Genomic DNA, 23,825 nt, shown 5'->3' with positions numbered 1-23,825 from the left:
CTCAGTCATTCCACCGGAGAAGCGGCGTTCCATACGCCCTCCTCCAGACAGAGAGGAAGCGGGGAAACCAGGAATGAGCCACGGCACCCTTATAAGCCCAGGTGCGATATTTCAGACCCTGCTCCGAGATCAGTTCCTGATAGCCGCCGTGGCCCTCGGTTGCAGTCCGAATGTCATTCAATATTCCCTGGGCGCAGGCCCGGTAGGTGCCGCTCCCCGAGAATTCGTCGAAGTCCAGCATGCGATCCGCAAACTCGACGTTGAATGTCGGCCAGGATGAGCGTCCCTGGTAGGCGGGAGCCGCGATCTTGTGGATCATTTTGGTCCGCGGATTATCCGCCGACACCAGGAAGTGGAACGTGCTGGGGATGCGGAAGCGCGGCTCCGCAATGATCAAATCCGCCGTGGCCGCGAACAGCGCGCGCTCGGTTTCCTCGTTCAGATCCCAGAAGCCGCGATGCACGCTGACGAAATCCAGCGCAACCGAGGACGCCGGCGGGGCCGCCGGGACGTCTAGGGAATGTCTGATATAACCGTCCTTGCCGAACAGCCGGAGCAGGTCTCTCTTGTGCTGCGCAAGGTCGCGCCCGAGCAGCCGTTTCAGCTCGTTCTCGTCGACGATTCCTAGCTGCACGCCCCACACGAACGTCGTGTAGACGCAGGCATTGGTCACGAAGCGTCGGCGCTCGGCGCGGGTGTCGGTTGCCGCAGAGCGCGGGGCGCGGGCATCGCACAGCAAATATCTGGTGCCGGCATCGTCGAATGGCTCCAGCTCGCTTGCGAGCTGCAGGATCGCCCGCCTCAAGTCGGCGCCATATTCGGCCACCAGTAGGCGGCCCGCATGCGCGCATTGTGACATTGCCAGAAAGGACGACGCCCTGTCTTCGGCGGACATCATCTGCTGGAGACCGGCAAGGATACCGAGCAGCGTATCCGAAGGACGCGAGAAATAGTTCACTCCGAGATACCGACCGCGTCCCGCCGGCACGATGGTCGTGGTGACGACGCCAGCGCGAACCGCCTCCAGCAACAGACGCACGCTCTTTTCGAGCAGACGGGCCCGTCGCACTGCGTCCTGCGAATCCATGATGGTTTCAGGATCGAGAACGTCGGGATAGAACCAGGCGAAGTCGCGCGGATAGTACGCGGAAGCGTGCGGCGCCCCCGTGACGAGGAATGCCTCGGTCACCGAAAAGGCGCTGTCCATCGCGTGCCGGTAAAGGTCCGCGATGGCAGTGAACGGATGATGCGATTGCCTCAGGAATCGATCGCCGAGAAAATTCACCGCCTGAAGCGCGTTGGCAACGAAGGTCGCCGTCAGCCCCTGATAGAACCGGCTTTCGCGATGGCGCGGAAAAGAAATGTCGCTGTTCATATGTCTCGTCGAATTGTTCCTCGTGGCCCCGGCGGAAGGCCGTCACTATTTTAGGCGTGTCTGATTCGTGTCTCTATCCGGTGACTTGCGGGCTCACCTGACCGTCCCGCGGCCTGAAATTCTCGATCACCCGCAGCAGCACCCGGGCGCCGGTGTCGGCATCGGCGAGCTCGACATGCTCGTCAGGATGATGGCTGATACCGCCGCGGCAGCGGACGAAGATCATCCCGACATCGGCAATGTCGATCATCGCCATGCCGTCGTGCCCTGCCCCGCTCGGCAGCTCGAATACGGAGAAACCTTCCGCTCCGATCGCCTTGGCGATCTGCTCCTTGAGCCAGGGCGCACAGGGTGCAGTGCGGTTCTCGTGCGTGACATCGAGCTGAAGCACCAATTGCCGGCGCTTGGCGATCGCCTCGATCTGGCGGACGATGTCGGCGACTGCACGCTTGCGATGCATGTCGGTCGGCGCGCGCATGTCGATGGTGAAGGACACCTCGCCCGGGATGACGTTGGTCGCGCCGGGCCTTGCCTGGATGTATCCGACGGTGCCGACCAGCCCGCCCGCGTCGGTCCGGCAAAACTGCTCGATCGCGCCGATGCATTCGGCCGCGCCGGCAAGTGCGTCGCGGCGAAGCGCCATCGGCACCGTGCCGGCGTGACCGGCCATGCCGGTCAGCCGCGCGGCAAGGCGCGTCGCGCCAGCAATCGCGGTAACGACGCCAACGGGCAGGTTCTGTGCTTCCAGCACCGGCCCCTGCTCGATGTGCAGCTCGAGATAGGCAAGCAGCTCGCGTCGCGCCCGCGCAGCCGCGCCGACACGATCGGGATCGAGGCCGAACGTGATGAGCGCATCGCGCATCGACACGCCGTCACGGTCGCGCGTGTTCAGGACGCTCTCGTCGAATGTGCCGGCCACCGCACGGCTGCCGAGGAGCGTCGAGGCGAAACGTACCCCCTCTTCATCGGCAAAGCCGACAACCTCGATCGCGAACGGCAGGCGTTTGCCGCGGCAGTTGAGGTCTGCGACGCAGGCGATCGCGGTGATCACGCCGAGCGGACCGTCCCATTTGCCGGCATCGCGCACCGTGTCGTAGTGCGAGCCGAGCATCAGGCAGGGCGCACCCGGCTGCTCGCCCTCGTAGCGACCACAGACGTTGCCGATCGCGTCGAGATGCGCGCTCATGCCGGCCTCGCGCATCCAACCCAGGATGAGGTCCGCAGCCTCGCGCAGCTCCTTGCTGAGATAGATGCGGGTGAGCTTGCCAACCTCTTCCGATATCGCACCGAGCTCGTTGATGCGGCGCCCGATCTCTTCGCCGAGCGATGTCGTCTGAACGGCGTTCCCAGCAACCATTTCGGCGGGCTTTCCATCTCTCGCGGACCGCAGCAGCGGCGGTCCCGATGACGATCGATACAAGTTCGGTGCCAGCGAAGATCACGCATCCGGCGCCGTCCCAATCCGCACGTGGTTAGCATGAATGCGAGTGGCCGGCCGACCGCCCCGCTCCCGTCATGCACACGCGCGAACCGGTTAAGGCTGCTTAACTCCATTGCATACAATCGGGAGTTACTGCTCATAAATTAATCTGTCGATTTCCTGATCAGGATTCGGGCAGCCCCTAAATTCCATTATTTCCAATCGTTTACACCGAATTGAACGCCCCGCAGCCTCTGGCACGAAGCTTGCGACACTTGTTCCAAGCTCCGCCAGACCGGCGGTAGCCGCGAGATTGAGGCGGGGCATCCGCCAAGGGGAGCAAGCAATGGATTTTGGCAGGATTTCACGACGGCATTTGTTGCAAGGCAGCGCGGCCCTGACCCTCGGCGCTGCGGCTGGCGTCCGCCCGGCCTTCGCAGCCGAGACGACCATCGGCTTCATCTATGTCGGCTCGCGTGACGACTACGGCTACAACCAGGCGCATGCGCAGGGCGCGGCCGCCCTGAAGAAGATTCCCGGCCTCAAGGTCGTCGAGGAAGAGAAGGTGCCGGAGACCGACGCGGTCGAGAAGACGATAGAGTCCATGATCAATCTCGACGGCGCCAACCTGCTCTTCCCGACCTCGTTCGGCTACTACAATCCGCACATGGTCAAGATGGCCAACAAGTACCCGAAGCTGCGCTTCGAGCATTGCGGCGGCCTGTGGAGCGACAAGGATCCGAAGAACGCCGGCAGCTATTTCGGCTATATCGACGAAGCTCAATACATCTCCGGCATCGTCGCCGGCTACACCTCCAAGAGCGGCAAGCTCGGCTTCGTTGCGGCCAAGCCCATCCCGCAGGTGCTGCGCAACATCAACGCTTTCACGCTCGGTGCCAGGCTCGCCAATCCGAAGGCCACCACGCAAGTCATCTTCACCGGTGACTGGTCGATGCCGGTCAAGGAAGCCGAAGCCACCAACAGCCTGATCGACCAGGGCGTTGACGTGCTCACCTGCCATGTCGACGGCCCCAAGACCATGGTCGAGAACGCGGCGCGCCGCGGCGCCTTCGTCTGCGGCTATCATACCAACCAGTCGCCGCTCGCCCCGAAGGCGTATCTCACCGGCGCGGAGTGGAATTGGGAAGCGCTCTATCCGAAGTTCGTGAAGATGATCGCCGCCGGCGAGAGCATCCCGAACTTCTATCGCGGCGGCCTCAAGGAAGAGATCGTCAAGACATCGCCCTATGGCGAAGCGGTTTCCGCAGAGGCCCGCAAGCACGCCGACGACGTCAAGGCCAAATTCCTCTCGGCTGAAGGCTACGCCATCTTCAAGGGCGGGCTGGTCGACAACAAGGGCAAGACGGTGATCGTGGCCGGCACCGATCGCGGCCAGAAGGATCCCGAGTTGGAGAAGATGGACTACCTCGTCGAAGGCGTGATCGGAGCGACTTCGTGACGACGGAAGCGGCGGATTCTGCCGAGGCGGTCGGGACAATAGCCCCGGCCGCCGATTCCGGCTTTCTGCAACGGCACGGCGGCACGATCGAATATGTCCTGATTCCGGGCGCGGCGCTCGTTGGCGCGCTCGTGGTGTTCGGCATCTTCGTCGCGATGTTCGGCAAGAATCCGCTCGACCTTTATTTCTACATGTACTACGGCGCGTTCGGCACCTGGTTCTCCTGGCAGAACACCCTGACGCGCGCAGCGCCGCTGATCCTCACCGCACTCTGCACCGCGTTGCCCGCACAACTCGGCATGATCATCATCGGTGGCGAAGGCGCGCTCCTGATCGGCGCGCTATCGGCAACCAGCGCCGCATTGGCGCTCCAGGGCATGCCGCCGCTCGCCGTGCAAATTGCCATGGTCATCGCCGGCGTGATCGGTGGAGGCGTGTGGATCATGCTGTCGGGCGGCTTGCGACAGTATCGCGGCGTCAACGAGACGATATCGAGCCTGCTGCTCGTCTACATCGCGCTCGCAATCCTCAACCATCTCGTCGAAGGCGCGATGCGCGATCCCGCCAGCCTCAACAAGCCCTCGACGCGCGAGATCGGCGCCGCCAACATGATCGGCTCCATTCCCGGCACCGACGTGCATTGGGGCCTGGTGTTCGGTCTGATCGCCGCCATTGCCGCCTACGTCCTGATCTATCACACCGTGTTCGGCTTCGCCGCGCGGGTTGCCGGCGGCAACATTCGCGCCGCGAAAATCGTCGGCCTCGGCGTCAACAAGCTGATCCTAACCATTTGCTTTCTCGCCGGCGGCGCCGCGGGCCTTGCCGGCATGGTCGAGGTCGCCGCCGTGCAGGGACGCACCAATGCCAATCTTGCTGCGGGCTACGGCTTCACCGGCATTCTCGTCGCCTTCCTCGCACGGCAAAATCCGCTCGCCGTCATCCCCGTCGCGATCCTGCTCGGGGGTATCAGCGCCAGCGGCGGCCTGCTGCAACGGCGCCTCGGATTGCCGGATGCGTCCGTGCTGGTGCTCCAGGGCATCATCTTCGTCTTCGTGCTGGCCAGCGATGCGCTCTACGGTCGCATCGGATTCCTGAAGGGAAAATCCTGAGATGGCAGACGGTTCGATCGGACTCTGGACCGTCCCGCTCGCGGTGCTCGGCGGCGCCATTCGTGTCTCCACGCCGTTCCTGTTCGTCAGCCTCGGCGAATGCATCACCGAGCGCTCCGGCCGCATCAATCTCGGCCTCGAAGGTACGCTGGTGATGGGTGCGATGAGCGCCTACGGTGTCTCGTACCTTTCGGGCTCTCCGTGGCTGGGCGTGCTCGCCGCCGGTATCACAGGCGCGCTGCTGGGCGCGCTGCATGCCGGCATCTGCTCACTGCCGCGCGTCAGCGACGTTGCGGTCGGCATCGCGCTGATGCTGTTCGGCACCGGGCTTGCCTTCTATCTCGGCAAGCCGCTGATCGAGCCCACCGCGCCGCGCCTGCCGGCGATCGATTTCGGCTGGTGGAGCGACGTCCCGCAGGTCCGCGCCACGCTGCGCGTCAACGTGCTCTTCCTGATCGGCGTCGGGCTCGCGCCGATCCTCTATTGGGCCTTCCGCACCACGCGCTGGGGCCTGCTCATCCGCACCGCCGGCGAGAGCTCGGATGCCGCGCGCGCGATGGGCCACTCCGTGCTGTTGATCCGCCTGCGCGCCACCATGGTCGGCGGCTTCCTCGCCGGCATCGGCGGCTCGTTCCTGTCGCTGTTCTATCCCGGCAGCTGGAATGAAGGATTGTCCTCGGGCCAGGGCATCACGGCGGTGGCGCTCGTGATCTTCGCGCGCTGGGATCCCCTGCTCTGCCTATGGGCCTCGCTCGCCTTCGGCGGCGCCGCAGCGCTGGGGCCGGCGCTGCAATCGGTTGGCGTCACCTCCGGCTATCACCTTTTCAATGCCGCGCCCTACATCCTGACGCTGGCGATCATGATCATCACCTGCTCGCCCAAACGCACACTGACCGGAGCCCCGGCGGAATTGTCGATCACACGCTAGAGAGCAAGATCATGCCTGAGCGCCACATCAAGTCCGAGCCCTATGCCTGGCCCTATAACGGCGATCTCCGCCCCGAGAACACCGCGCTCATCATCATCGACATGCAGACCGACTTCTGCGGCGTCGGCGGCTATGTCGACAAGATGGGCTACGACCTCTCGCTGACGCGGGCACCGATCGAGCCGATCAGGAAGCTGCTCGCGGTGATGCGCAGCCAAGGCTTCCACATCATCCATACCCGTGAAGGCCACCGCCCCGATCTCTCCGATCTTCCCGCCAACAAGCGCTGGCGCTCACGCCAGATCGGTGCCGGCATCGGCGATCCCGGCCCCTGCGGCCGCATCCTGGTGCGCGGCGAGCCCGGCTGGGACATCATCCCGGAGCTGGCGCCGCTGCCGGGCGAGCCGATCATCGACAAGCCGGGCAAGGGCTCGTTCTGCGCCACCGACCTGGAGCTGATCCTGCGGGTGCGCGGCATCGAGAACATCGTGCTCACGGGCATCACCACCGACGTCTGCGTTCACACCACCATGCGCGAAGCCAACGACCGCGGCTTCGAATGCGTGCTGCTGCACGATTGCTGTGGCGCGACCGACAAGAGCAACCACGACCACGCGCTGAAGATGATCAAGATGCAGGGCGGCGTGTTCGGCGCGGTCTCGACGTCGGACGCCTTCATCGGAGCGATTTCGTGATCATCGGCGAAACACCACCGCCCTCCGGCGCCTTCGGCGTCGATGCCGTCGCCATGACCATGCGCTTCGGCGATTTCCTGGCGCTGGACAATGTCGAGCTGAAGGTGCGGCCGGGCTCGTTCCACGCGCTGCTCGGCGAGAACGGCGCCGGCAAATCGACCCTCGTCAAATGCATCATGGGCTATTACCACGCGACCGAAGGCGACATCCTCGTCGGCGGGCGCGAGCAGGCGATCGGCAATCCGAAGGACGCCCACGCACTCGGGCTCGGCATGGTCTATCAGCACTTTACGCTGGTGCCGGCGATGACGGTCGCCGAAAACCTCGTGCTGGCCCGCGACGACGTGCCGGCCGTGGTGAACTGGCCGAAGGAGATGAAGGAGCTCGAGGCGTTCTTGAGCCGCATGCCCTTCAAGGTGCCGCTCGGCGCGAAAGTCTCGGACATCTCTGCCGGCGAACGGCAGAAGTGCGAGATCCTCAAGCAGCTCTACCTGAAGCGCCGCTTCCTGATCCTGGACGAGCCGACCTCGGTGCTGACCCCGGCGGAAGCCGACGAGGTGCTCGGCATGCTCCGCGACATGGTCGTCAGGGGTGAGCTGACGATCCTGATGATCACACACAAGTTCCGCGAGGTCATGGCCTTCGCCGATGACGTCACCATCCTGCGCCGCGGCAAGCTGGCGGGTCATGGCAAGGTGGCCGAGCTCACGCCGGACGCGATGGCCCGGACCATGATCGGCGCCGAGCAATTGACGGTGCAGCCGCCGCGCACCGGGAAGGCTGGCCAAGCAAGGCTCGAGCTGCAAAAGCTCCGCGCGCTCGACGATGCCGGCGCAGTCGCCGTGCATGACGTTTCGCTCACCGTGCGTGCCGGCGAGATCGTCGGCATCGCCGGCGTCTCCGGCAACGGCCAGCGCCAGCTGGTCGAGGTGCTGGCCGGCCAGCGTGAGGCCGAAAGCGGCGAGATCCGCGTTGCCGGCGATCCCTACCGCGCCAGCCGTGACGAGATGCGGCGGCACAAGATGTCTCTCCTGCCCGAGGAGCCGTTGAAGAACGCCTGCGTCGGCGGCATGAGCGTCGCCGACAACATCGCCTTCCGCGAATTCGACCGTGCGCCCTTCGCCCGTGGCGGCTGGTGGCTCAATCGCGGCGCCTTTCGAGACGACGCCAGGACGAAGATCGCGCAGTATAAGATCAAGACCCGCACGCCGGATACGCCGATCTCGGCGCTGTCCGGCGGCAACGTGCAACGCGCCGTGCTCGCCCGCGAGCTTGGCAGCGACGTCGAGGTGTTGATCGCGGCCAATCCCTGTTTCGGCCTCGACTTCGCAGCGGTGGCGCAGATCCACGCCGAGATCATGGCCGCCCGCAACCGCGGTGCCGCCGTGTTGCTCGTCAGTGAGGATCTCGACGAATTGCTCGAATTGTCCGATCGGCTGGTGGTGATGTTCCACGGCGAATTCGTGTATGAAGCACGGACCAGCGAGGCCGACCTCACCGTGGTTGGCCGGCACATGGCGGGGCACTGACCAGGGAGCAGCGATGAGCGGCGCATCCGAGCGTGACGAGCACTTCCTCCGTCTGTCCTTCGCGATCGCCCGCCGCTCCCTCACCTATGGCAATCATCCCTTCGGCTGCATCGTCGTCGATGCGGATGGCAACGTGCTGATCGAGACCGAGAACGGCTACATGCCGGATCACGACGGCACCGCGCATGCCGAGCGCCTCGCGGCCACGCAGGCCTGCCGGACGATCAGCCGCGAGGTGCTGGCGAAGGCGACGCTCTATTCCTCCGCCGAGCCCTGCGCGATGTGCGCCGGCGCGATCTACTGGGCCGGCATCGGCCGCGTGGTCTACGGTCTCAGCGAGCACCGCCTGCGCGGCGTCACCGGCAACCATCCGGAGAATCCGACGCTCGACCTGCCCTGCCGCGAGGTCTTTGCCAGCGGGCAGCGGCCGACCGAGGTGGTCGGGCCGTTGCTGGAGGATGAGGCCGAGGCGTTGCACGAGGGCGTGTGGACGAAATAGCAGCACATCCAAGAGGAGATGACGCCGCGGAGGTTTGACGCGGCGCCACCGTCACCTGCAGTACCGTAGGGTGGGCAAAGGCGCGCATGCGCCGTGCCCACCATCGGAGTGCTACAGAAGCAGAAGTGGTGGGCACGCTTCGCCTTGCCCACCCTACGACTACAGAGCGTTAGAACTTCACGGTGATACCGGAGTAGAGCGAGGACTCGGTGCAGGAGCCGGTGCTCACCGTCCGGCCACCGACGGCTGTGGTACAGCCGACGGCAAGGTTGTGATCGAGGCCGAACTTGTTCTGCCAGTAGCGGTAGGCCACCCAGACGTCCACGAAGTGGGAGTACTTGTCACCCCAGGCCGCCTTCGAGGCATCGAAGGTCAGGCGGATGGGCTCCGAATTCAACTCGACCGCCGTGTTGTAGACGCCATTCGCCGGACTGTAGGGAAGCGGCTCGGTGTCGGTGCCCTTCTTGCCGTACCAGCCGGCACGGCCGCTGATCGAGAAGTACTGCATGTTCGGCGGCAGGAAGCCGAGGTCCATGTAGTAATTGACTTCGACAGCCCAGGTTGGCTTGAACGACGTGTTGCCGTCCGCGAGACACGTGACGCCGGGAATGCCCGGACCGAACAGGCCGCACTGGCTGAAGGAATTGTGGTTGGCGAACTCCCAATAGACCAGCGGCGCGACGTTGATGTAGCCCTTGTAGGGCAGGTCGAACGCAAACTGTAGGCCGCCGACGACGTCGCGCTTGGCAGCGCCGAAATACCTGTTCTCGGTATTGGCATCCATGCCGACTTCAAACGAGATGTTGTGCAGCGGTCCCGCGGTGAAAGCCTTGGTGTTGAAGAGCTCGTTCCAGCCGAAGGTCGAGCGGAACAGGCCATAGATTTCGGTCGCCCCGGCGCAGGATGCCGGCGCGCCGAAGATCGTGCCCGTATTGGTGCAGGGCCCCGCCGGGTCATTGTGATCCGACTTGAACATGGAGATCGTGAAGAAGTTCGTGCCGTATGCCCAGAGGTCGAAATGGGTGAACGAATAGACCTGCTTGGTGGTCTTGCTGTTGATCGATCCATCCGGCCGGAATGACCACGCGCCCGGCTGCGAAGCGTTGAAGATGTACGAGAACGTGACGCGGTTATCGATGACCAGGAAGAACGGAAGGTCCGGCGCCTTCTTGACCGCCTTGACCGGCAGATCCGCCGCTTGAGCCAGGCCACCGGTGGCCAGCGTAGCAAGTGACAGCGCCGCTGCTGCCATTGCCGTGTAACGAAACGACATCCTGAATACCCCCAAGTTTGGACACGTAAAAATGAACGTCCCCTGGGTGCGACACTTGCGCCGATCTCCCGGAGTGAGAAGCCTCAACTTTTCACACGGCGTGCCGCTTGTTTCGGCAGCACGCGACGAGTCATGGAGGAGATTGCAGAGTGCCCGCACGCAGTGAGCACGAGAGGCAAGGGATCGCTATTGCCGAACATTCCCGATTGTTTTTATTCGGATTTTCTGATCGCGCCCCGATGCGACGCCGAGTTGGAGCGGCCGTCGCGACCGCTGCGCTGCAAGCGAAGGACGGACCGGCGCATGATTGCTCAACATGGCGTCAAGCCTGCGCAGCGGGTTCCGATTTGGTTTGAACCGTCACAAATTTGCAACAGGCGCGGCTCGAAGCCGCGATTGCTTCCGCTGTCCATGTTTGCGCTCGAAAGCGAGGAACGACTCAACCGGCACCGCCGCACCTGCCGCAGCGTTGAGCAAGGGATGACGCTTTTTCGCATCTTACGCGACGGCTCAAACTAGCCCACAATTGAGGCACTTCATCCATGCCAGCGCATCAGCGAATGTTCGATCAGACGCCTAACGGCCTGCATTCCGGCGAGCCCCCCCTGCTTCAGGCGATCGGGCTCACCAAGCGCTATGGCGATTTCCTCGCCAACGATGCCATCGACATCGAGATCCGGCCGAAGGAAATCCACGCGTTGCTGGGCGAGAACGGCGCCGGCAAGTCGACGCTGGTCAAGGCGATCTACGGATTGATCCAGCCTAGCGCCGGCGAGATTCGCTGGCAGGGCGAACGACTAGTGCTGTCCGGTCCCTCGGACGCGCGCCGCCGCGGCATCGGCATGGTGTTCCAGCATTTCTCGCTGTTCGACAATCTCACCGTCGCCGAGAACGTCGCGCTCGGCCTCGACGGGAAGGAATCCTTCAGGGACATGTCGGCGCGGCTGGAGCGGGTCTCGAAGACCTACGGACTGCCGCTCGATCCCCGGCGCGAGGTCTGGCAATTGTCGGTCGGCGAGCGCCAACGCATCGAGATCGTCCGCGCGCTGATGCAGAATCCGAAATTCCTGATCCTGGACGAACCCACCGCAGTGCTGACGCCTCAGGAAGCCGACCAGCTCTTCATCGTGCTGGAGCGGCTCAAGGCCGAAGGCCGTGCCATCCTCTACATCAGCCACAAGCTCGAGGAAGTGAAGCGGCTCTGCGACACCGCAACGATCCTGCGCGGCGGCAGGAAGGTCGAGACCTGCAATCCCCGGCGCGAGACCGCCGCCTCGCTAGCGCGGATGATGGTCGGGGCTGAGATCAAGGAAGTGAAGGCCGTATCCGGCCGCAAGACCACCGTGCCGCGTCTTGTCGTCAACGATCTCTCGCTCGCTCCAAGCGAAGCGCATGGCGTACGTCTCCAGCATATTTCGTTCGAGCTGAAGGGCGGCGAGATCTTGGGCATCGCCGGCGTCGCCGGCAACGGCCAGGACGAGCTGTTCGCCGCACTCTCCGGCGAGCGCCTGTCGAAGGACCCCGGCACCGTCGTGATCGAGGGCATCGCCGCCGGCCACCTCTCGATCACGCAGCGGCGCAAGCTCGGCGCCGCCTTCGTGCCCGAGGAGCGGCTTGGCCACGGCACCGCGCCGCGCATGAAGCTGTCGGAGAACGCGCTGCTCACTGGGCATGCCGCCAGCGGCATGGTCCGTCACGGCTTCATCGACACCGCGGCAACGCTGAAGACGGTCGACCGCGCGACCGAAACATTTGACGTCCGCAAGGCCAAGCGCGATCCGGAAGCAGCATCCCTCTCCGGCGGCAATCTGCAGAAATTCATCGTCGGACGCGAGATCCTGCGCAATCCTGCGGTGCTGGTGGTGAGCCAGCCGACCTGGGGGGTCGACGCCGGCGCGGCCGCGGTGATCCGCCAGGCGCTGCTTGATCTCGCAACCGCTGGCGCCGCCGTGCTCGTGACCAGCCAGGATCTCGACGAGCTCACGGAGATCGCCGACCGCATCGCCGTGATGTTTCACGGCCGGCTGTCGGCTCCGCTCGCCGCGAGCGAAGCCACGCGCGAGAAGCTAGGCCTTCTCATGGGCGGCAGCAGCCTGGAGCCGAAGGAGGTCACGCATGCAGTTGGTGCTTGAGAAGCGCGCCGAACGCTCCAACACGATCGCGCTGATCTCGCCGCTGATCGCGATCGGCCTCACCATCGTGACCATGGTCATCCTGTTCGCGATTCTCGGCAAGAATCCCCTGCTCGCTTTGCATGCCTATTTCATCGCGCCCCTCACCGACGGCTATTCGCTCCAGGAGATCGCGGTGAAGGCGACGCCGCTGGTGATGATCGCGATTGGGCTCTCGCTCTGCTATCTCGCCAATGCCTGGAACATCGGCGCGGAGGGACAATTCCTGATCGGCGCCGTCGCCGGAAGCTGGATCGCGGTGAAGACGCAGGGCACCGATGCCGGCGGCTGGGTGCTGCCGGCCATGCTCGTGCTCGCCGCGGCCGCAGGTGCGCTCTATGCGCTGATCCCGGCGATCTGCAAGGTGAAGTTCGGCGCCAGCGAGATCCTGACCAGCCTGATGCTGGTCTACGTCGCCGACCTCTTCCTCGACTATCTCGTGCGCGGCCCGTGGCGCGATCCGCACGGCTTCAACTTCCCGACCACGGCGGAGTTCGATCCGGTGGCAACGGTGCCGCTGCTGATCGAGGGCGGCCGGCTGCATCTCGGCTCGGTCATCTCCCTGCTCGTCGTTGCAGCGGCAGCGATCCTGCTCGCACGCACCATCAAGGGCTTTGAGATCCGCGTGGTTGGAGCCGCGCCTCGCGCCGCGCGGTTCGGCGGCTTCAATGCCGACCAGCTCATCATCCTCACCTTCGCCGTCTCCGGCGCGCTGGCAGGCCTAGCCGGCATCATCGAGGTCGCAGGGCCAGTCGGGCACCTCCAGCCCGGCATCTCGCCCGGCTACGGTTTCACTGCGATCATCGTCGCCTTTCTCGGCCGGCTGAACCCGCTTGGAATATTAATTGCAGGCCTTTTTCTCGCATTGACCTTTATCGGCGGCGAGCAGGCACAGATCGCAATGAAGATCCCATTGGACGTCACCAAGGTCTTCCAGGGCATTTTGTTGTTCTACGTGCTCGCCTGCGATTCCCTCATCCTGTACCGCTTCAAGCTGACCTTCCCGAACCGACAGGTGACCCGTGGAGCTGGTTGAGGCCATCATCCTCGCGGTGCTCGCCGCATCGACGCCGCTGCTGATTGCGGCGACCGGCGAGCTCGTGACCGAGCGTTCCGGCGTGCTCAATCTCGGCGTCGAAGGCATGATGATCGTCGGCGCGGCCTGCGGCTTTGCCGGCGCCTGGCTGACCGGCTCGGTCTTCATTGGAGCGCTGTTCGGCATCGTCGCGGGCACGCTGATGTCACTGGTCTTCGCGCTGATGACGCTCGGGCTCGCCGTCCACCAAGTCGCAACGGGTCTCGCGCTGACCATCCTCGGCATTGGGCTCTCCGGGCTGATCGGTGCCGGCTTCGTCGGCGAGCGTATCACGCCGGCAGTGCACCTCACCATTCCCGGCCTCACGGATGTCCCCCTGATCGGCCGGGTGCTGTTCGGCGAGGACGCCTTCGTCTATTTTTCGGTCGCGCTCATCGTTGGCGTCTGGTGGTTCCTGTACCGCTCGCGCGCGGGATTGATCCTGCGCGCGTGCGGCGACAATCATGTCTCCGCGCATGCGCTCGGCTATCCCGTGCTGCGCATCCGCACCTTCGCCGTGATGTTCGGCGGCGCCTGCGCAGGTCTTGCGGGCGCTTATCTGCCGCTCGCCTATACGCCGTTCTTCATTCCCGGCATGACCGCTGGCCGCGGCTGGATCGCGCTGGCGCTGGTGGTGTTTTCGTCCTGGCGGCCGGGCCGGCTCGTCGTCGGCGCTTACCTGTTCGGCGCGGTGACGATCCTGCAATTGCATGCGCAGGGCTGGGGCGTCGGCATTCCCTCGCAGTTCATGTCGGCGCTGCCGTACCTCGCGACTGTTGTCGTCCTGGTCCTGCTGTCCCGGGCGCGCACCGGCGGCTCGACCGCGCCGGCCGCGCTCGGCACCGTGTTCGTGCCCGACCGCTGAGTTTTCATTTCCGCGGCGTGCGCGATGGGGCGCGCGCGTTGCGGATCGTGGCTTTCCCCTGATGTTTGGAGATTGATGATGAGGAAATCACTTCTTGCGCTGGCTGCCGGGCTTTTGCTTGCCGGGAGCGTCGGTGCAGCCTCCGCCGCCGACAAGCTGAAGGTCGGCTTCATCTATCTGGGTCCGATCGGAGATCTCGGTTGGACCTATCAGCACGATCTCGCGCGGCAGGCGTTGGTGAAAGAATTGGGCGATAAGATCGAAACCACCTATCTCGAGAACGTGCCCGAAGGCCCCGACGCCGAACGCTCCATCGAGCAGCTCGTCCGCGCCGGCAACAAGCTGATCTTCACGACCTCCTTCGGCTACATGGATCCGACGCTGAAGGTCGCCAAGAAGTACCCGAACGTGCATTTCGAACACGCCACTGGCTACAAGCGCAATCCGAACATGTCGACCTATTCGGCCAAATGGTATCAGGGCCGCTACATTCAAGGCCTGATCGCGGCCAAGATGTCGAAGTCCGGCGTGCTCGGCTATATCGGCTCGTTCCCAATTCCCGAGGTCGTCTCCGGCATCAACGCGACGATGCTGGCTGCGCAGACCATCAACCCGAACATCAAGGTCAAGATCATCTGGGCCAACACCTGGTTCGATCCGGGCAAGGAGGCCGACGCCGCCAAGGCGCTGATCGACCAGGGCGCCGACGTGATCATGCAGCACACGGATTCGCCGGCCGCGATGCAGATCGCGAGCGAACGTGGCAAGCTCGCCTTCGGCCAGGACTCCGAGATGATCAAGTTCGGACCCAAGACCCAGCTGACCTCGATCCTTGACACCTGGGGCCCGTACTACATCGAGCGCGTCAAGGCCGAGCTCGCCGGCACCTGGAAGTCCGAGGACACCTGGGGCGGCCTCGATAGCCACATGTTTGCGATGGCGCCCTATACCAACATGCCTGACGACGTGAAGAAAATGGCCGAGGATGCCCAGGCCGCGATCACAGCGGGCAAGCTGCATCCGTTCAAATGCCCGATCGTTGGGCAGGACGGCAAGGAGGTTCAGTGCAAGGGCGGCGATCACCTCGATGACGGCCAGATTCTCGGCATGAATTTCTACGTCAAGGGCATCGACGACAAGCTTCCGGGCAAGTAGCACGCTTCTTGCTTTGACCAGATCACCTGCTCCTCCCGGAGGAGGTTCGGAGGGGGTGGCCAGAAGCACCCGGCACTTGTGGCTGCCCCCTCTTTTATCCCAGCTGCATGCTCCGCGCCGCCGAACTGTGGCTGCGGATGAGGTCCGCCACATCGAGGCCCGGGATCGCACCGTCGACCACGGCCCATTTTCCCGCCACCATGACCCGGTCGGCCCGATGCGCCCCGCATAGCACCAATGCGGCCAGGGGATCGCCATGGCCGGAGAAGCGCAGCTCGTCCAGCTTGAACAACGCGAGATCGGCGGCCTTGCCGACGGCGATCTCGCCGAGCTCGGGCCGGCCGACGCACGCCGCCGAGCCTCTGGTGGCCCAGCGCAGAGCGTCCTTGTGGCCGACCTTCGTCACGCCGTAGCGGGCTCGTTGCAGCAGGAAGGCGGCACGCACTTCCTGCATCAGGTTCGAGCCGTCGTTGGAGGCCGAGCCGTCGACCCCAATGCCGATACCGACGCCGGCCTCCTCCATCTCGCAGACGGGACAGCAGCCGGACGCCAGCAGCTGGTTGCTGCACGCACAATGGCTGATGGTCGTCCTGGCCTTGCCGAGCCGCTTGATCTCATCGGCATTGAAGAAGATTCCGTGAGCGAGCCAGGTCCGCGCATTGAGCCAGCCGCATTGTTCGAGATAGTCGAGCGGGCGGCAGCCATATATCTCCTGGCAGAATTTGTTCTCATCCTCGGTCTCGGCGAGATGGGTGTGCAGGCGCACGTCGAGCTTGTCAGCGAGCTCGGCGGTGGCGCGCATCAGCGAGGTCGTCACGGAGAAGGGCGAGCACGGCGCGAGCGCGATCTGCACCATCGCATCCGCGCCGCGCTGGTGATGCTTGGCGACCGCGCGCGCGCTGTCGGCGAGGATGGTGTCCTCGTCCTGCACGACGCTATCAGGCGGCAGGCCGCCGTCGCGTTGCGACAGGTTCATCGAGCCGCGCGTCAGCAGCACGCGCACGCCGAGCCTCTTTGCGACCCCGACCTCAATATCGATGGCGTCTTCGAGTCCTGCCGGGAACACATAGTGATGGTCCGTCGTGGTGGTGCAGCCGGAGAGCAAGAGCTCGGACATCGCCACGGCGACACCGAGCTCCAGCGCCTCAGGCGTCAGCTTCGCCCAGACCGGATAGAGCGCCTGGAGCCAGGGAAACAGCTCGCGATCCATCGCCGCCGGCAGGGCCCGCGTCAGCGTTTGATAAAAATGGTGATGCGTGTTGATCAGGCCAGGCAGCACGACGTGGTCGCCCGCGTCGAACACCACGACATCTGCCGTCGCAGGCGCGCCGCCGGCCGGCACCAGCTCGACGATCCGGCCATCCTTCACCACGACCCCGCGCTCGGCCCCGTCGGCGAGGATGGCCAGGGGATCCCTGATCCAGATCGGACTTGCGTCGGTCATGATCCCGCTTCTCCTCACATCTGCTGACGGCAGGCCGGCAAGGCGGAGGCCAGCCCGATCGCGTTCTTGGCTGCGACTTGTTGTTGCGACTTGGCTCCGGTCTTGCAAGACTTTCTCTTGTCCGATTCACCCGGCGGAAGGGTTGGCGCAGTCATGGATTTGAATACCATCACAGCAGTTGCCCATCCGCAAACGCGCGCGCAACTGCCCGCCTGGACGACAGGTGATGCTTGGCTCGCGGGCGGCACCTGGCTGTTCTCGGAACCGCAAACGCACCTGAGACGGCTGATCGATCTCACCGACCTGAAATGGCCGGCGCTGACGATCACCGAGAGCCATCTCAGCATCGCAGCCACTTGCACCATCGCAGAGCTCGATGGTCTTGCCTGCCCGTCCGACTGGCTCGCGGCGCCGCTGATCGGCCAGTGCTGTCGGGCCTTCCTTGCTTCGTTCAAGATCTGGAAGGCGGCAACGGTCGGCGGCAATCTCTGCATGTCGCTGCCGGCGGGACCGATGATCTCGCTCACATCAGCGCTCGACGGCGTCTGCATCATCTGGAAGGCCGGCGGCGGTGAACAGAGGATTTCCGTCGCCGACTTCGTCACCGGCAACCAGCGCAACCGCCTGACGGCAGGCGACCTGATCCGGCAGATCGATCTCCCGATTGCCGCATTGAGGCGGCGTACCGCCTTTCGCCAGATCTCGCTGGCGCCTTTCGGCCGCTCGGCGGCGCTTCTGATCGGCAGCCTCGATCCGGATGGCACGCTGACATTAACGGTTACCGCATCGACGGTGCGGCCGATCCAGCTAACGTTTCGCAAGGCCCCGGACGCGAGTGCGCTTCGCGATGTGATCGTGCAGCAGATCACGGATGATCTGTACCACACCGACATCCATGGCAAGCCACTCTGGCGCAAGCACATGACGCTGCGGCTCGCCGAGGAGGTTCGCGGCGAGCTCCTGGGCGGAGCGCCGTCATGAGCTTCGAGATCAACGGCAAGGCCTTTTCGCAAGAGCCGCGCGCCGGCCAGTGCCTGCGCACGTTCCTGCGCGAGCTCGGCCATTTCGGGGTGAAGAAGGGGTGCGATGCCGGCGATTGCGGGGCCTGCACCGTGCTGCTGGATGGCGAGCCGGTCCATAGCTGCCTGATCCCGGCGTTCCGTGCCGAGGGACGCAGCATCACCACGATCGAAGGTCTTGGCGGCGACCACGGCGCCCATCCGATGCAACAGGCGTTCCTCGATGCGCAAGGCTTTCAATGTGGCTTCTGCACCGCCGGCATGATCCTGACCTGCGCCTCGCTGAACCAGGCGCAGCGCACCGATCTCGGCACGGCGCTGAAGGGCAATATCTGCCGCTGCACCGGTTATCGTTCGATCGAGGACGCGATCCTGGGCAACACCAATGTCGAGGCGAGCGTCGAGGCTGGCGCCGCATTCGGCCGTAGCCTGCCCGCCCCCGCGGGTCCCGACATCGTGCGCGGCAGGGCACGCTACACCTTCGATACCGCCATCGACGGACTGCTGCACATCAAGCTGCTCCGTTCGCCGCACGCGCACGCCAGGATCGTGGCGATCGACACGTCGGAAGCCCTTTGCGTCCCCGGCGTCCACGCCGTGCTGACGCATGAGGATGCGCCGCCGGTCCTGATGTCGACCGCGCGGCATGAGAAGGAGTGGATGGATCCCGAGGACACCCGCATCCTCGACGACGTTGTCCGCTTCATCGGCCAGAAGGTTGCCGCCGTCATCGCCGAGAGCGAGGCTGCCGCCGAGGAGGCGTGCCGGCGGCTCAGGGTCGACTACGAGATTCTGCCTGCGCTGATCGATCCGGAGCAGGCGATGGTGCCGGGCGCGCCGTCATCCATCCTGATCGCACCATCGCGAACCGCGTCACTGATGCTCAGCGCAACCTCGTCGCGGAGACGCATGGCGAGTTCGGCGACGTCGCGGCTGCGCTCGCCACCTCCGCCGTCACCTACGAGGGCATCTTCCACAGTCACCGTGTACAGCATGCCGCCCTGGAGACCCATGGCGGCCTCGCTTGGCTCGATGACGCCGGCGTGCTCAATGTCCGCACCTCGACGCAGGTCCCCTTCCTGACCCGGCGTGCGCTGTCCGATATCTTCAAGCTTCCCATGGACAAGGTCCGCGTGTTCTGCGAGCGCGTCGGCGGCGGCTTTGGTGGCAAGCAGGAGATGTTCGTCGAGGACATTCTGGCGCTTGCCGCGCTCAAGACCGGGCGGCCGGTGAAGCTGGAGCTGACCCGCGAGGAGCAGTTCATCGCGACCTCGACGCGCCACCCGATGCGGGTCCACATCAAGGCCGGCGCCGATGCCGACGGCAAGCTCACCGCGCTCCAGCTCGACGTGCTCTCCAACACCGGCGCTTACGGCAATCACGCCGGGCCGGTGATGTTCCACGCGCTGGCTGAGTCCATCAGCGTCTATAATTGCCCGAACAAGCGGGTCGACGGCGCCGCCGTCTACACCAACACGGTGCCCGCAGGGGCATTTCGCGGCTATGGCCTGCCGCAGGCGCTGATCGCGGTGGAGGCCGCGATCGACGAGCTGGCCAAGCAGCTCGGCATCAGCCCCTACGAGATGCGCCGGCGCAACATCGTCAGGCCAGGCGATCACATGCTGTCGCCGCCACCGTCCGAATTTCACGACGTCGACTATGGCTCCTACGGGCTCGACCAGTGCCTCGACCTCGTCGAGCGCGCGATGCAGGCCGATGGGCCGCAGCCCGAGCTGCCACCTGAGTGGCTGATCGGCGACGGCATCGCGCTGACCATGATCGACACGGCGCCGCCGGCGGGCCACCTCGCCGACGCCATGATCGCGCTGCGTGAGGACGGCGGTTTCGATCTCACCGTCGGCACCGCCGAGTTCGGCAACGGCACCAGCACCGTGCACCGGCAGATCGCGGCGACGACGCTGGCGACCACCGTCGACAGGATCCACCTGCGCCAGTCCGACACCGCCCATGGCGGCCACGATACCGGCGCCTATGGCAGCGCGGGCATGTTCGTCGCCGGCAAGGCAACGCATGCGGCGGCCCTCCAGCTTGCGACCGAGCTGAAGGCGGCGGCTGCGGACGGGTGGCTGTCCGATGCCGCAAGCTGCACGCTCGAAGCTGACGCCGTCGTCAGCGGCGTGCGGCGCATGTCCTTTGTAGAGCTGGCAAAGCTCGCTCGCGACCGCGGACAGCCATTCGCAGGCACCGGCAATTCCACCGGCACGCCGCGCTCGGTCGGCTTCAACGTGCAGGGCCTTCGCGTCGCCGTGAACAAGGGCACCGGCGAACTCAGGATTCTCAGGAGCGTGCAGGCGGCGGACGCCGGCGTCGTCGCCAATCCCATGCAATGCCGCGGACAGGTCGAAGGCGGCGTCGCGCAGGCCCTCGGCGCCGCGCTCTACGAGGAGATGGTGATCGACGCAGACGGCCGCGTCACCAACCCGAAGTTCCGCGACTACCACCTGCCCTCCTTCGCCGACGTGCCCCGCACCGAGGTGTTCTTCGCCGAGACGTCCGACACGATCGGACCCCTGGGCGCGAAGTCGATGAGCGAGAGTCCGTACAACCCGGTCGCGGCCGCGCTCGGCAACGCCATTGCCGATGCCACCGGCATCCGCTTCACCGCACCGCCCTTCAAGCCGGACCGGCTGTTTCCGGCGCTGCACGAGAAGTTCGGTGGCTAGAGCGGGATGGTTCGGTTCACCTCTCCCGTAGGGAGAGGTCGGAGCGCATCGAAGATGCGGTCCGGGTGAGGGGTTCAGGTCTCACTGAGCGCCGCAGCCCCTCACCCGGATTGCTCAGGCGCGCAATTGCGCGCCACAGCAATCCGACCTCTCCCCTTCGGGGAGAGGTGAACGACAGCCCGCCGAACCTGCATGCTCTAACTGCCGCGATAGGTCGAATAGCTCCACGGCGTGACCAGGAGCGGCACGTGATAGTGGCCCTCCGGCTCGCTGACGGCGAAACGCAGCGGGATCTCGTCGAGGAACGGCGGGTCGGATAACGGCACGTTACGCTCGGCGTAATATCTGGCAACGCTGAACCTGAGCTCGTAGCGGCCGATCGGCAAGGGGCGACCGCCGATCAGCGGCTGATCGGTGCGGCCGTCCGCGTTGGTGACAGTGCGCGCAATGACGCGGCTCTCGCCGAGGCGCGCGAGCTCGACCAGCTCAACCGGGATGCCCTGCGCAGGCTTGCCCGTGTGATTGTCGAGCACATGCGTCGACAGCCGCCCGTGCACCTTCAGGTTGTCGTCGGCAACGACAAGCTGATCCAGCCGCAGCGCGGAGATGCGGCCGATCTCCTCGATCGCGCGCCTTGTCTCGGTCTTGACGATGTTGAGCAGCCGCGTCTCGAAGTCACGCAGGATGGAATCCCTGGTGTGACGGCGCACGCAAACGATATAGGGGAAGCCGAACTTGTCGCGATAGGCGGTGTTGACGCGCTCGAACGCGGCGTATTCGGCGTCCGACAGCCGGCCGAGACCGGCGCTGTTCTGCTCGTCGGTCGATTCTGCCGTCAGCCCTGCCGCGCGCTGGGTCTTGTTGGCGAGATCGGGATGCGCCCGGATCAACGCCAACTGCACGTCCGGTTCGGCACTTTGGATCGCCGCCATCAGCGCGGCGTGCAACTGGTTGATGCCGGCGAACGGTCGCTTTCCGGCGAGCTGCTCGGCGATCCACGGCGAATATTCGACAATGTTGGCGAGCGCCGCGACGAAGTCGGTTTTGCTTGCAGCGTTGAGATCGGCCAGCGAGATCTGCGACATCGCCCTCTCACCCGATCTCGAATGCATTGGCCGCAAGGTGCGCGTGCTTGTCGTGCCAGTGCTGCGCGATCTGCAATCGCGTCGGCACCCAGACGCGCTCGTGCTTGCCGATGTAATCCAGGAAGCGCATCAGCCCTGCAGCGCGGCCGGGCCGGCCAGCGAGGCGGCAGTGCAGGCCGACCGACATCATCTTCGGCGCGGTCTGCCCTTCCGCATAGAGCACGTCGAAGGCATCCTTCAGATAGGTGAAGAACTGCTCGCCTTCGGCAAACCCCTGCGGGTTGATGAAGCGCATGTCGTTGGCGTCTAACGTATAGGGAATGATGAGCTGCTTGCCGCCTGCGCCCTTCACCCAATAGGGCAGATCGTCGGCATAGGAATCGCAGAGATAGAGGAAGCCGCCTTCCTCCATCAGGAGACGGTTGGTGTTGATCGAGGAGCGCCCGGTATACCAGCCGAGCGGCCGCGATCCGGTCGCCTCGGTATGGACGCGGATCGCTTCCGCGATCTCGGCGCGCTCCTGCGCCTCGGTCATGTCCTTGTGCTCGATCCACTTCAGGCTGTGGCTGGCAATGTCCCAGCCCGCCTCCTTCATCGCAGCTACGATTTCCGGATTGCGCTTCAATGCGGTCGCGACACCGAACACGGTGGTCGGCCAGTTGCGCGCGGTGAACATGCGCCATAGCCGCCAGAATCCGGCGCGCGAGCCATATTCGAACATCGATTCGATGTTGGCGTGGCGCTGGCCCGGCCACGGCTGCGCGCCGAGCACATCGGACAGGAAGGCTTCCGAGGCGCGGTCGCCGTGCAAAATGTTGTTCTCGCCGCCTTCCTCGAAATTGACGACGAACTGCACCGCGACCCGCGCATTGTCGGGCCACTCGGGATGCGGCGGGTTGCGGCCGTAGCCGCGGAGATCGCGCGGGTAGCGGGTCTCAGTCACTCAGACTTCCTCGAAGCGGATCGGCAGGGCGCCCTTCCACAGCACGCTCTTGCCCAGCGTCGCCAGATTCTCCAGGCCCGAGGTCAGCGTGATGAAATGGTTGCCGGCGAGTTGGCCCATCTTGCTCGCGAAGTGCACGCCGCCATAGGCGAGCAGGATCTCGGTCTCGCTGATGCCGCCGGGATAGAGGATGATCTGGCCGGGCGCGGGATAGCTCGTGTGGTTCTCGTAGCCGACGCCGAAATCGAGGTCGCCGAGCGGCATCCACACCCCCTCGCCGCTCCAGCGCACATGGATGATGTGGCTTTCGAACGGCAGCACCTTGCGGAACGCGGCGACGGTCTTGGGTGCCAGCTGCTCCTCGAAGCGGGCGTCGAAGGTGAAATCGCCGGCGCGGATAACGAGTTTGCTCATCTCATCTCTCTGGGTCGGGGGCGATGGGCCCCACGGTGGATTCCTCGGCAAAGAGCATTCCATCGGGCTTCGCGCAAGGGGCGCGGCCCTCACCTGCGGTCGTAGGACCAGCCGAAAATGCCGCTCCGCCGGACCTCCGGCTCTGGCTCCGCGGTCGCCGTCGGAGGCACCTCCTTCAGTTCCGCCTGCGGCGGCGGGGGCGGCGCCGGCAGGGTCTCGCATTTCATGGAGTAGACCAGCTTGCCATCGGCGGTACGACCGATCGGGGCACAGGGATCGGGATGCGCCGCCGTGGTCTTCGGCGCTAACTTGACTTGCGCCGCCGCCGGCGAGGCGATCAGCAGCAGGACCAGCAGATATTTCGACATCGTTGTCGCCTGGAAACTCAATTGGCCCATTGAACCGGATTGCAGCGGGCAAGTCCATCGGCGCCGCGGGCACGATTGCCGAATATTTAGCCGGGGCCCAAGCGGCTCCTGGCGGATCGTCATTGCGAGCGCAGCGAAGCAATCCAGAATCCCTCCGCGGCAAGATTCTGGATTGCTTCGTCGCAAGGGCTCCTCGCAATGACGGAGCAAGGGGCAATGGCGTCGTTCTCCAATCCGCATCTGCGTTGCAGACACGCCTTCCCGTTCTCGCGGCGGGTTTCGCCCGAGCTTTGCTTGATCTCTCCACCCTCAAAG

21 protein-coding genes and 1 pseudogene are annotated in these 23,825 nt (G+C 64.9%); 13 read left to right on the top strand and 9 right to left on the bottom strand.

Features of this window, described 5'->3' with window-relative positions; genetic code table 11:
* Position 1: 1 nt before the first annotated feature.
* Positions 2-1,375, bottom strand: a complete 1,374-nt coding sequence (locus CWO91_RS22065) for a hypothetical protein (protein WP_130216233.1) — start codon at positions 1,373-1,375, stop codon at positions 2-4.
* Between the two features lie 73 nt (positions 1,376-1,448).
* Positions 1,449-2,732: an allantoate amidohydrolase gene (locus CWO91_RS22060; RefSeq protein WP_130216231.1), complete on the bottom strand. Its 1,284-nt coding sequence runs from the start codon at positions 2,730-2,732 to the stop codon at positions 1,449-1,451.
* A gap of 409 nt (positions 2,733-3,141) precedes the next feature.
* On the opposite strand from CWO91_RS22060, the gene CWO91_RS22055 reads away from it, so the two are divergent.
* From CWO91_RS22055 to CWO91_RS22030, 6 genes are read left to right on the top strand one after another with little or no spacing between them, the layout of a single operon-like run.
* Positions 3,142-4,254, top strand: coding sequence for a BMP family ABC transporter substrate-binding protein (locus CWO91_RS22055; RefSeq protein ID WP_130216229.1), 1,113 nt, complete (start codon positions 3,142-3,144; stop codon positions 4,252-4,254).
* Positions 4,251-5,363 (top strand): ABC transporter permease, encoded by a 1,113-nt coding sequence (locus tag CWO91_RS22050; RefSeq protein WP_130216227.1) that lies wholly within the window; start codon positions 4,251-4,253, stop codon positions 5,361-5,363. The genes CWO91_RS22055 and CWO91_RS22050 overlap by 4 nt, the downstream gene beginning before the upstream one ends.
* 1 nt (position 5,364) lies before the next feature.
* Positions 5,365-6,291, top strand: a complete 927-nt coding sequence (locus tag CWO91_RS22045) for an ABC transporter permease (RefSeq protein ID WP_130216225.1) — start codon at positions 5,365-5,367, stop codon at positions 6,289-6,291.
* Positions 6,292-6,302: 11 nt separating this feature from the next.
* Positions 6,303-6,986, top strand: coding sequence for a biuret amidohydrolase (gene biuH, locus CWO91_RS22040; protein WP_130216223.1), 684 nt, complete (start codon positions 6,303-6,305; stop codon positions 6,984-6,986).
* The gene (locus CWO91_RS22035) at positions 6,983-8,515 is read left to right on the top strand and encodes an ABC transporter ATP-binding protein (RefSeq protein WP_130216221.1); all 1,533 of its coding nucleotides are present in this window, start codon (positions 6,983-6,985) and stop codon (positions 8,513-8,515) included. The genes biuH and CWO91_RS22035 overlap by 4 nt, the downstream gene beginning before the upstream one ends.
* Before the next feature lie 13 nt (positions 8,516-8,528).
* Positions 8,529-9,014 carry a nucleoside deaminase gene (locus CWO91_RS22030; RefSeq protein ID WP_130216219.1) on the top strand — a complete coding sequence of 162 codons (486 nt, stop codon included), beginning with the start codon at positions 8,529-8,531 and terminating at the stop codon, positions 9,012-9,014.
* 169 nt (positions 9,015-9,183) lie between these two features.
* On the opposite strand, the gene CWO91_RS22025 is transcribed toward CWO91_RS22030, so the two are convergent.
* On the bottom strand, positions 9,184-10,287 hold the full coding sequence (locus CWO91_RS22025; RefSeq protein ID WP_130216217.1) for a hypothetical protein: 1,104 nt from the start codon (positions 10,285-10,287) through the stop codon (positions 9,184-9,186).
* Positions 10,288-10,419: 132 nt separating this feature from the next.
* On the opposite strand from CWO91_RS22025, the gene CWO91_RS22020 reads away from it, so the two are divergent.
* The 5 genes from CWO91_RS22020 to CWO91_RS22000 all read left to right on the top strand — a co-directional run bounded on the left by CWO91_RS22020 (position 10,420) and on the right by CWO91_RS22000 (position 15,553).
* The gene (locus tag CWO91_RS22020; protein WP_130216215.1) at positions 10,420-10,806 is read left to right on the top strand and encodes a hypothetical protein; all 387 of its coding nucleotides are present in this window, start codon (positions 10,420-10,422) and stop codon (positions 10,804-10,806) included.
* Between the two features lie 41 nt (positions 10,807-10,847).
* Complete coding sequence (locus CWO91_RS22015) at positions 10,848-12,419, top strand: ABC transporter ATP-binding protein (RefSeq protein ID WP_130216213.1); 1,572 nt, start codon at positions 10,848-10,850, stop codon at positions 12,417-12,419.
* The gene (locus CWO91_RS22010; RefSeq protein WP_130216211.1) at positions 12,403-13,494 is read left to right on the top strand and encodes an ABC transporter permease; all 1,092 of its coding nucleotides are present in this window, start codon (positions 12,403-12,405) and stop codon (positions 13,492-13,494) included. The genes CWO91_RS22015 and CWO91_RS22010 overlap by 17 nt, the downstream gene beginning before the upstream one ends.
* Complete coding sequence (locus CWO91_RS22005; protein WP_130216209.1) at positions 13,481-14,398, top strand: ABC transporter permease; 918 nt, start codon at positions 13,481-13,483, stop codon at positions 14,396-14,398. Before CWO91_RS22010 ends, CWO91_RS22005 begins: the two co-directional genes overlap by 14 nt.
* Before the next feature lie 78 nt (positions 14,399-14,476).
* Positions 14,477-15,553, top strand: a complete 1,077-nt coding sequence (locus CWO91_RS22000; RefSeq protein WP_165405623.1) for a BMP family ABC transporter substrate-binding protein — start codon at positions 14,477-14,479, stop codon at positions 15,551-15,553.
* 94 nt (positions 15,554-15,647) lie between these two features.
* Here CWO91_RS22000 and CWO91_RS21995 read toward each other — a convergent pair whose 3' ends face one another.
* Entirely contained in the window at positions 15,648-16,997 is a 1,350-nt protein-coding gene (locus tag CWO91_RS21995; RefSeq protein WP_165405622.1) for an 8-oxoguanine deaminase, read from the bottom strand.
* 153 nt (positions 16,998-17,150) lie between these two features.
* Between CWO91_RS21995 and CWO91_RS21990 the strand changes: the two genes are divergently transcribed.
* Entirely contained in the window at positions 17,151-17,978 is an 828-nt protein-coding gene (locus CWO91_RS21990; protein ID WP_130216203.1) for an FAD binding domain-containing protein, read from the top strand.
* Positions 17,975-20,700, top strand: a pseudogene (locus CWO91_RS21985) (molybdopterin-dependent oxidoreductase). Before CWO91_RS21990 ends, CWO91_RS21985 begins: the two are co-directional and overlap by 4 nt.
* Positions 20,701-20,897: 197 nt before the next feature.
* On the opposite strand, the gene uraD reads toward CWO91_RS21985, so the two are convergent.
* The 5 genes from uraD to CWO91_RS43760 all read right to left on the bottom strand — a co-directional run.
* The gene (uraD, locus tag CWO91_RS21980; RefSeq protein ID WP_130216201.1) at positions 20,898-21,785 is read right to left on the bottom strand and encodes a 2-oxo-4-hydroxy-4-carboxy-5-ureidoimidazoline decarboxylase; all 888 of its coding nucleotides are present in this window, start codon (positions 21,783-21,785) and stop codon (positions 20,898-20,900) included.
* Positions 21,786-21,792: 7 nt separating this feature from the next.
* Complete coding sequence (gene puuE / locus CWO91_RS21975; RefSeq protein ID WP_130216199.1) at positions 21,793-22,728, bottom strand: allantoinase PuuE; 936 nt, start codon at positions 22,726-22,728, stop codon at positions 21,793-21,795.
* Positions 22,729-23,142, bottom strand: coding sequence for a DUF3830 family protein (locus CWO91_RS21970; protein ID WP_130216197.1), 414 nt, complete (start codon positions 23,140-23,142; stop codon positions 22,729-22,731).
* Between the two features lie 89 nt (positions 23,143-23,231).
* Complete coding sequence (locus tag CWO91_RS21965; RefSeq protein WP_165405621.1) at positions 23,232-23,510, bottom strand: hypothetical protein; 279 nt, start codon at positions 23,508-23,510, stop codon at positions 23,232-23,234.
* Positions 23,511-23,629: 119 nt separating this feature from the next.
* Positions 23,630-23,825, bottom strand: a 196-nt coding sequence (locus CWO91_RS43760) for a hypothetical protein (RefSeq protein ID WP_208753057.1), incomplete at its 5' end; no start/stop codon positions are given.

Origin of the sequence: Bradyrhizobium genosp. SA-3, assembly GCF_004212635.1 — a bacterium.
GTDB lineage: Bacteria > Pseudomonadota > Alphaproteobacteria > Rhizobiales > Xanthobacteraceae > Bradyrhizobium.
Note: the sequence above shows the minus strand (reverse complement) of the source record. Positions and strands in the feature narration are given on the sequence as shown.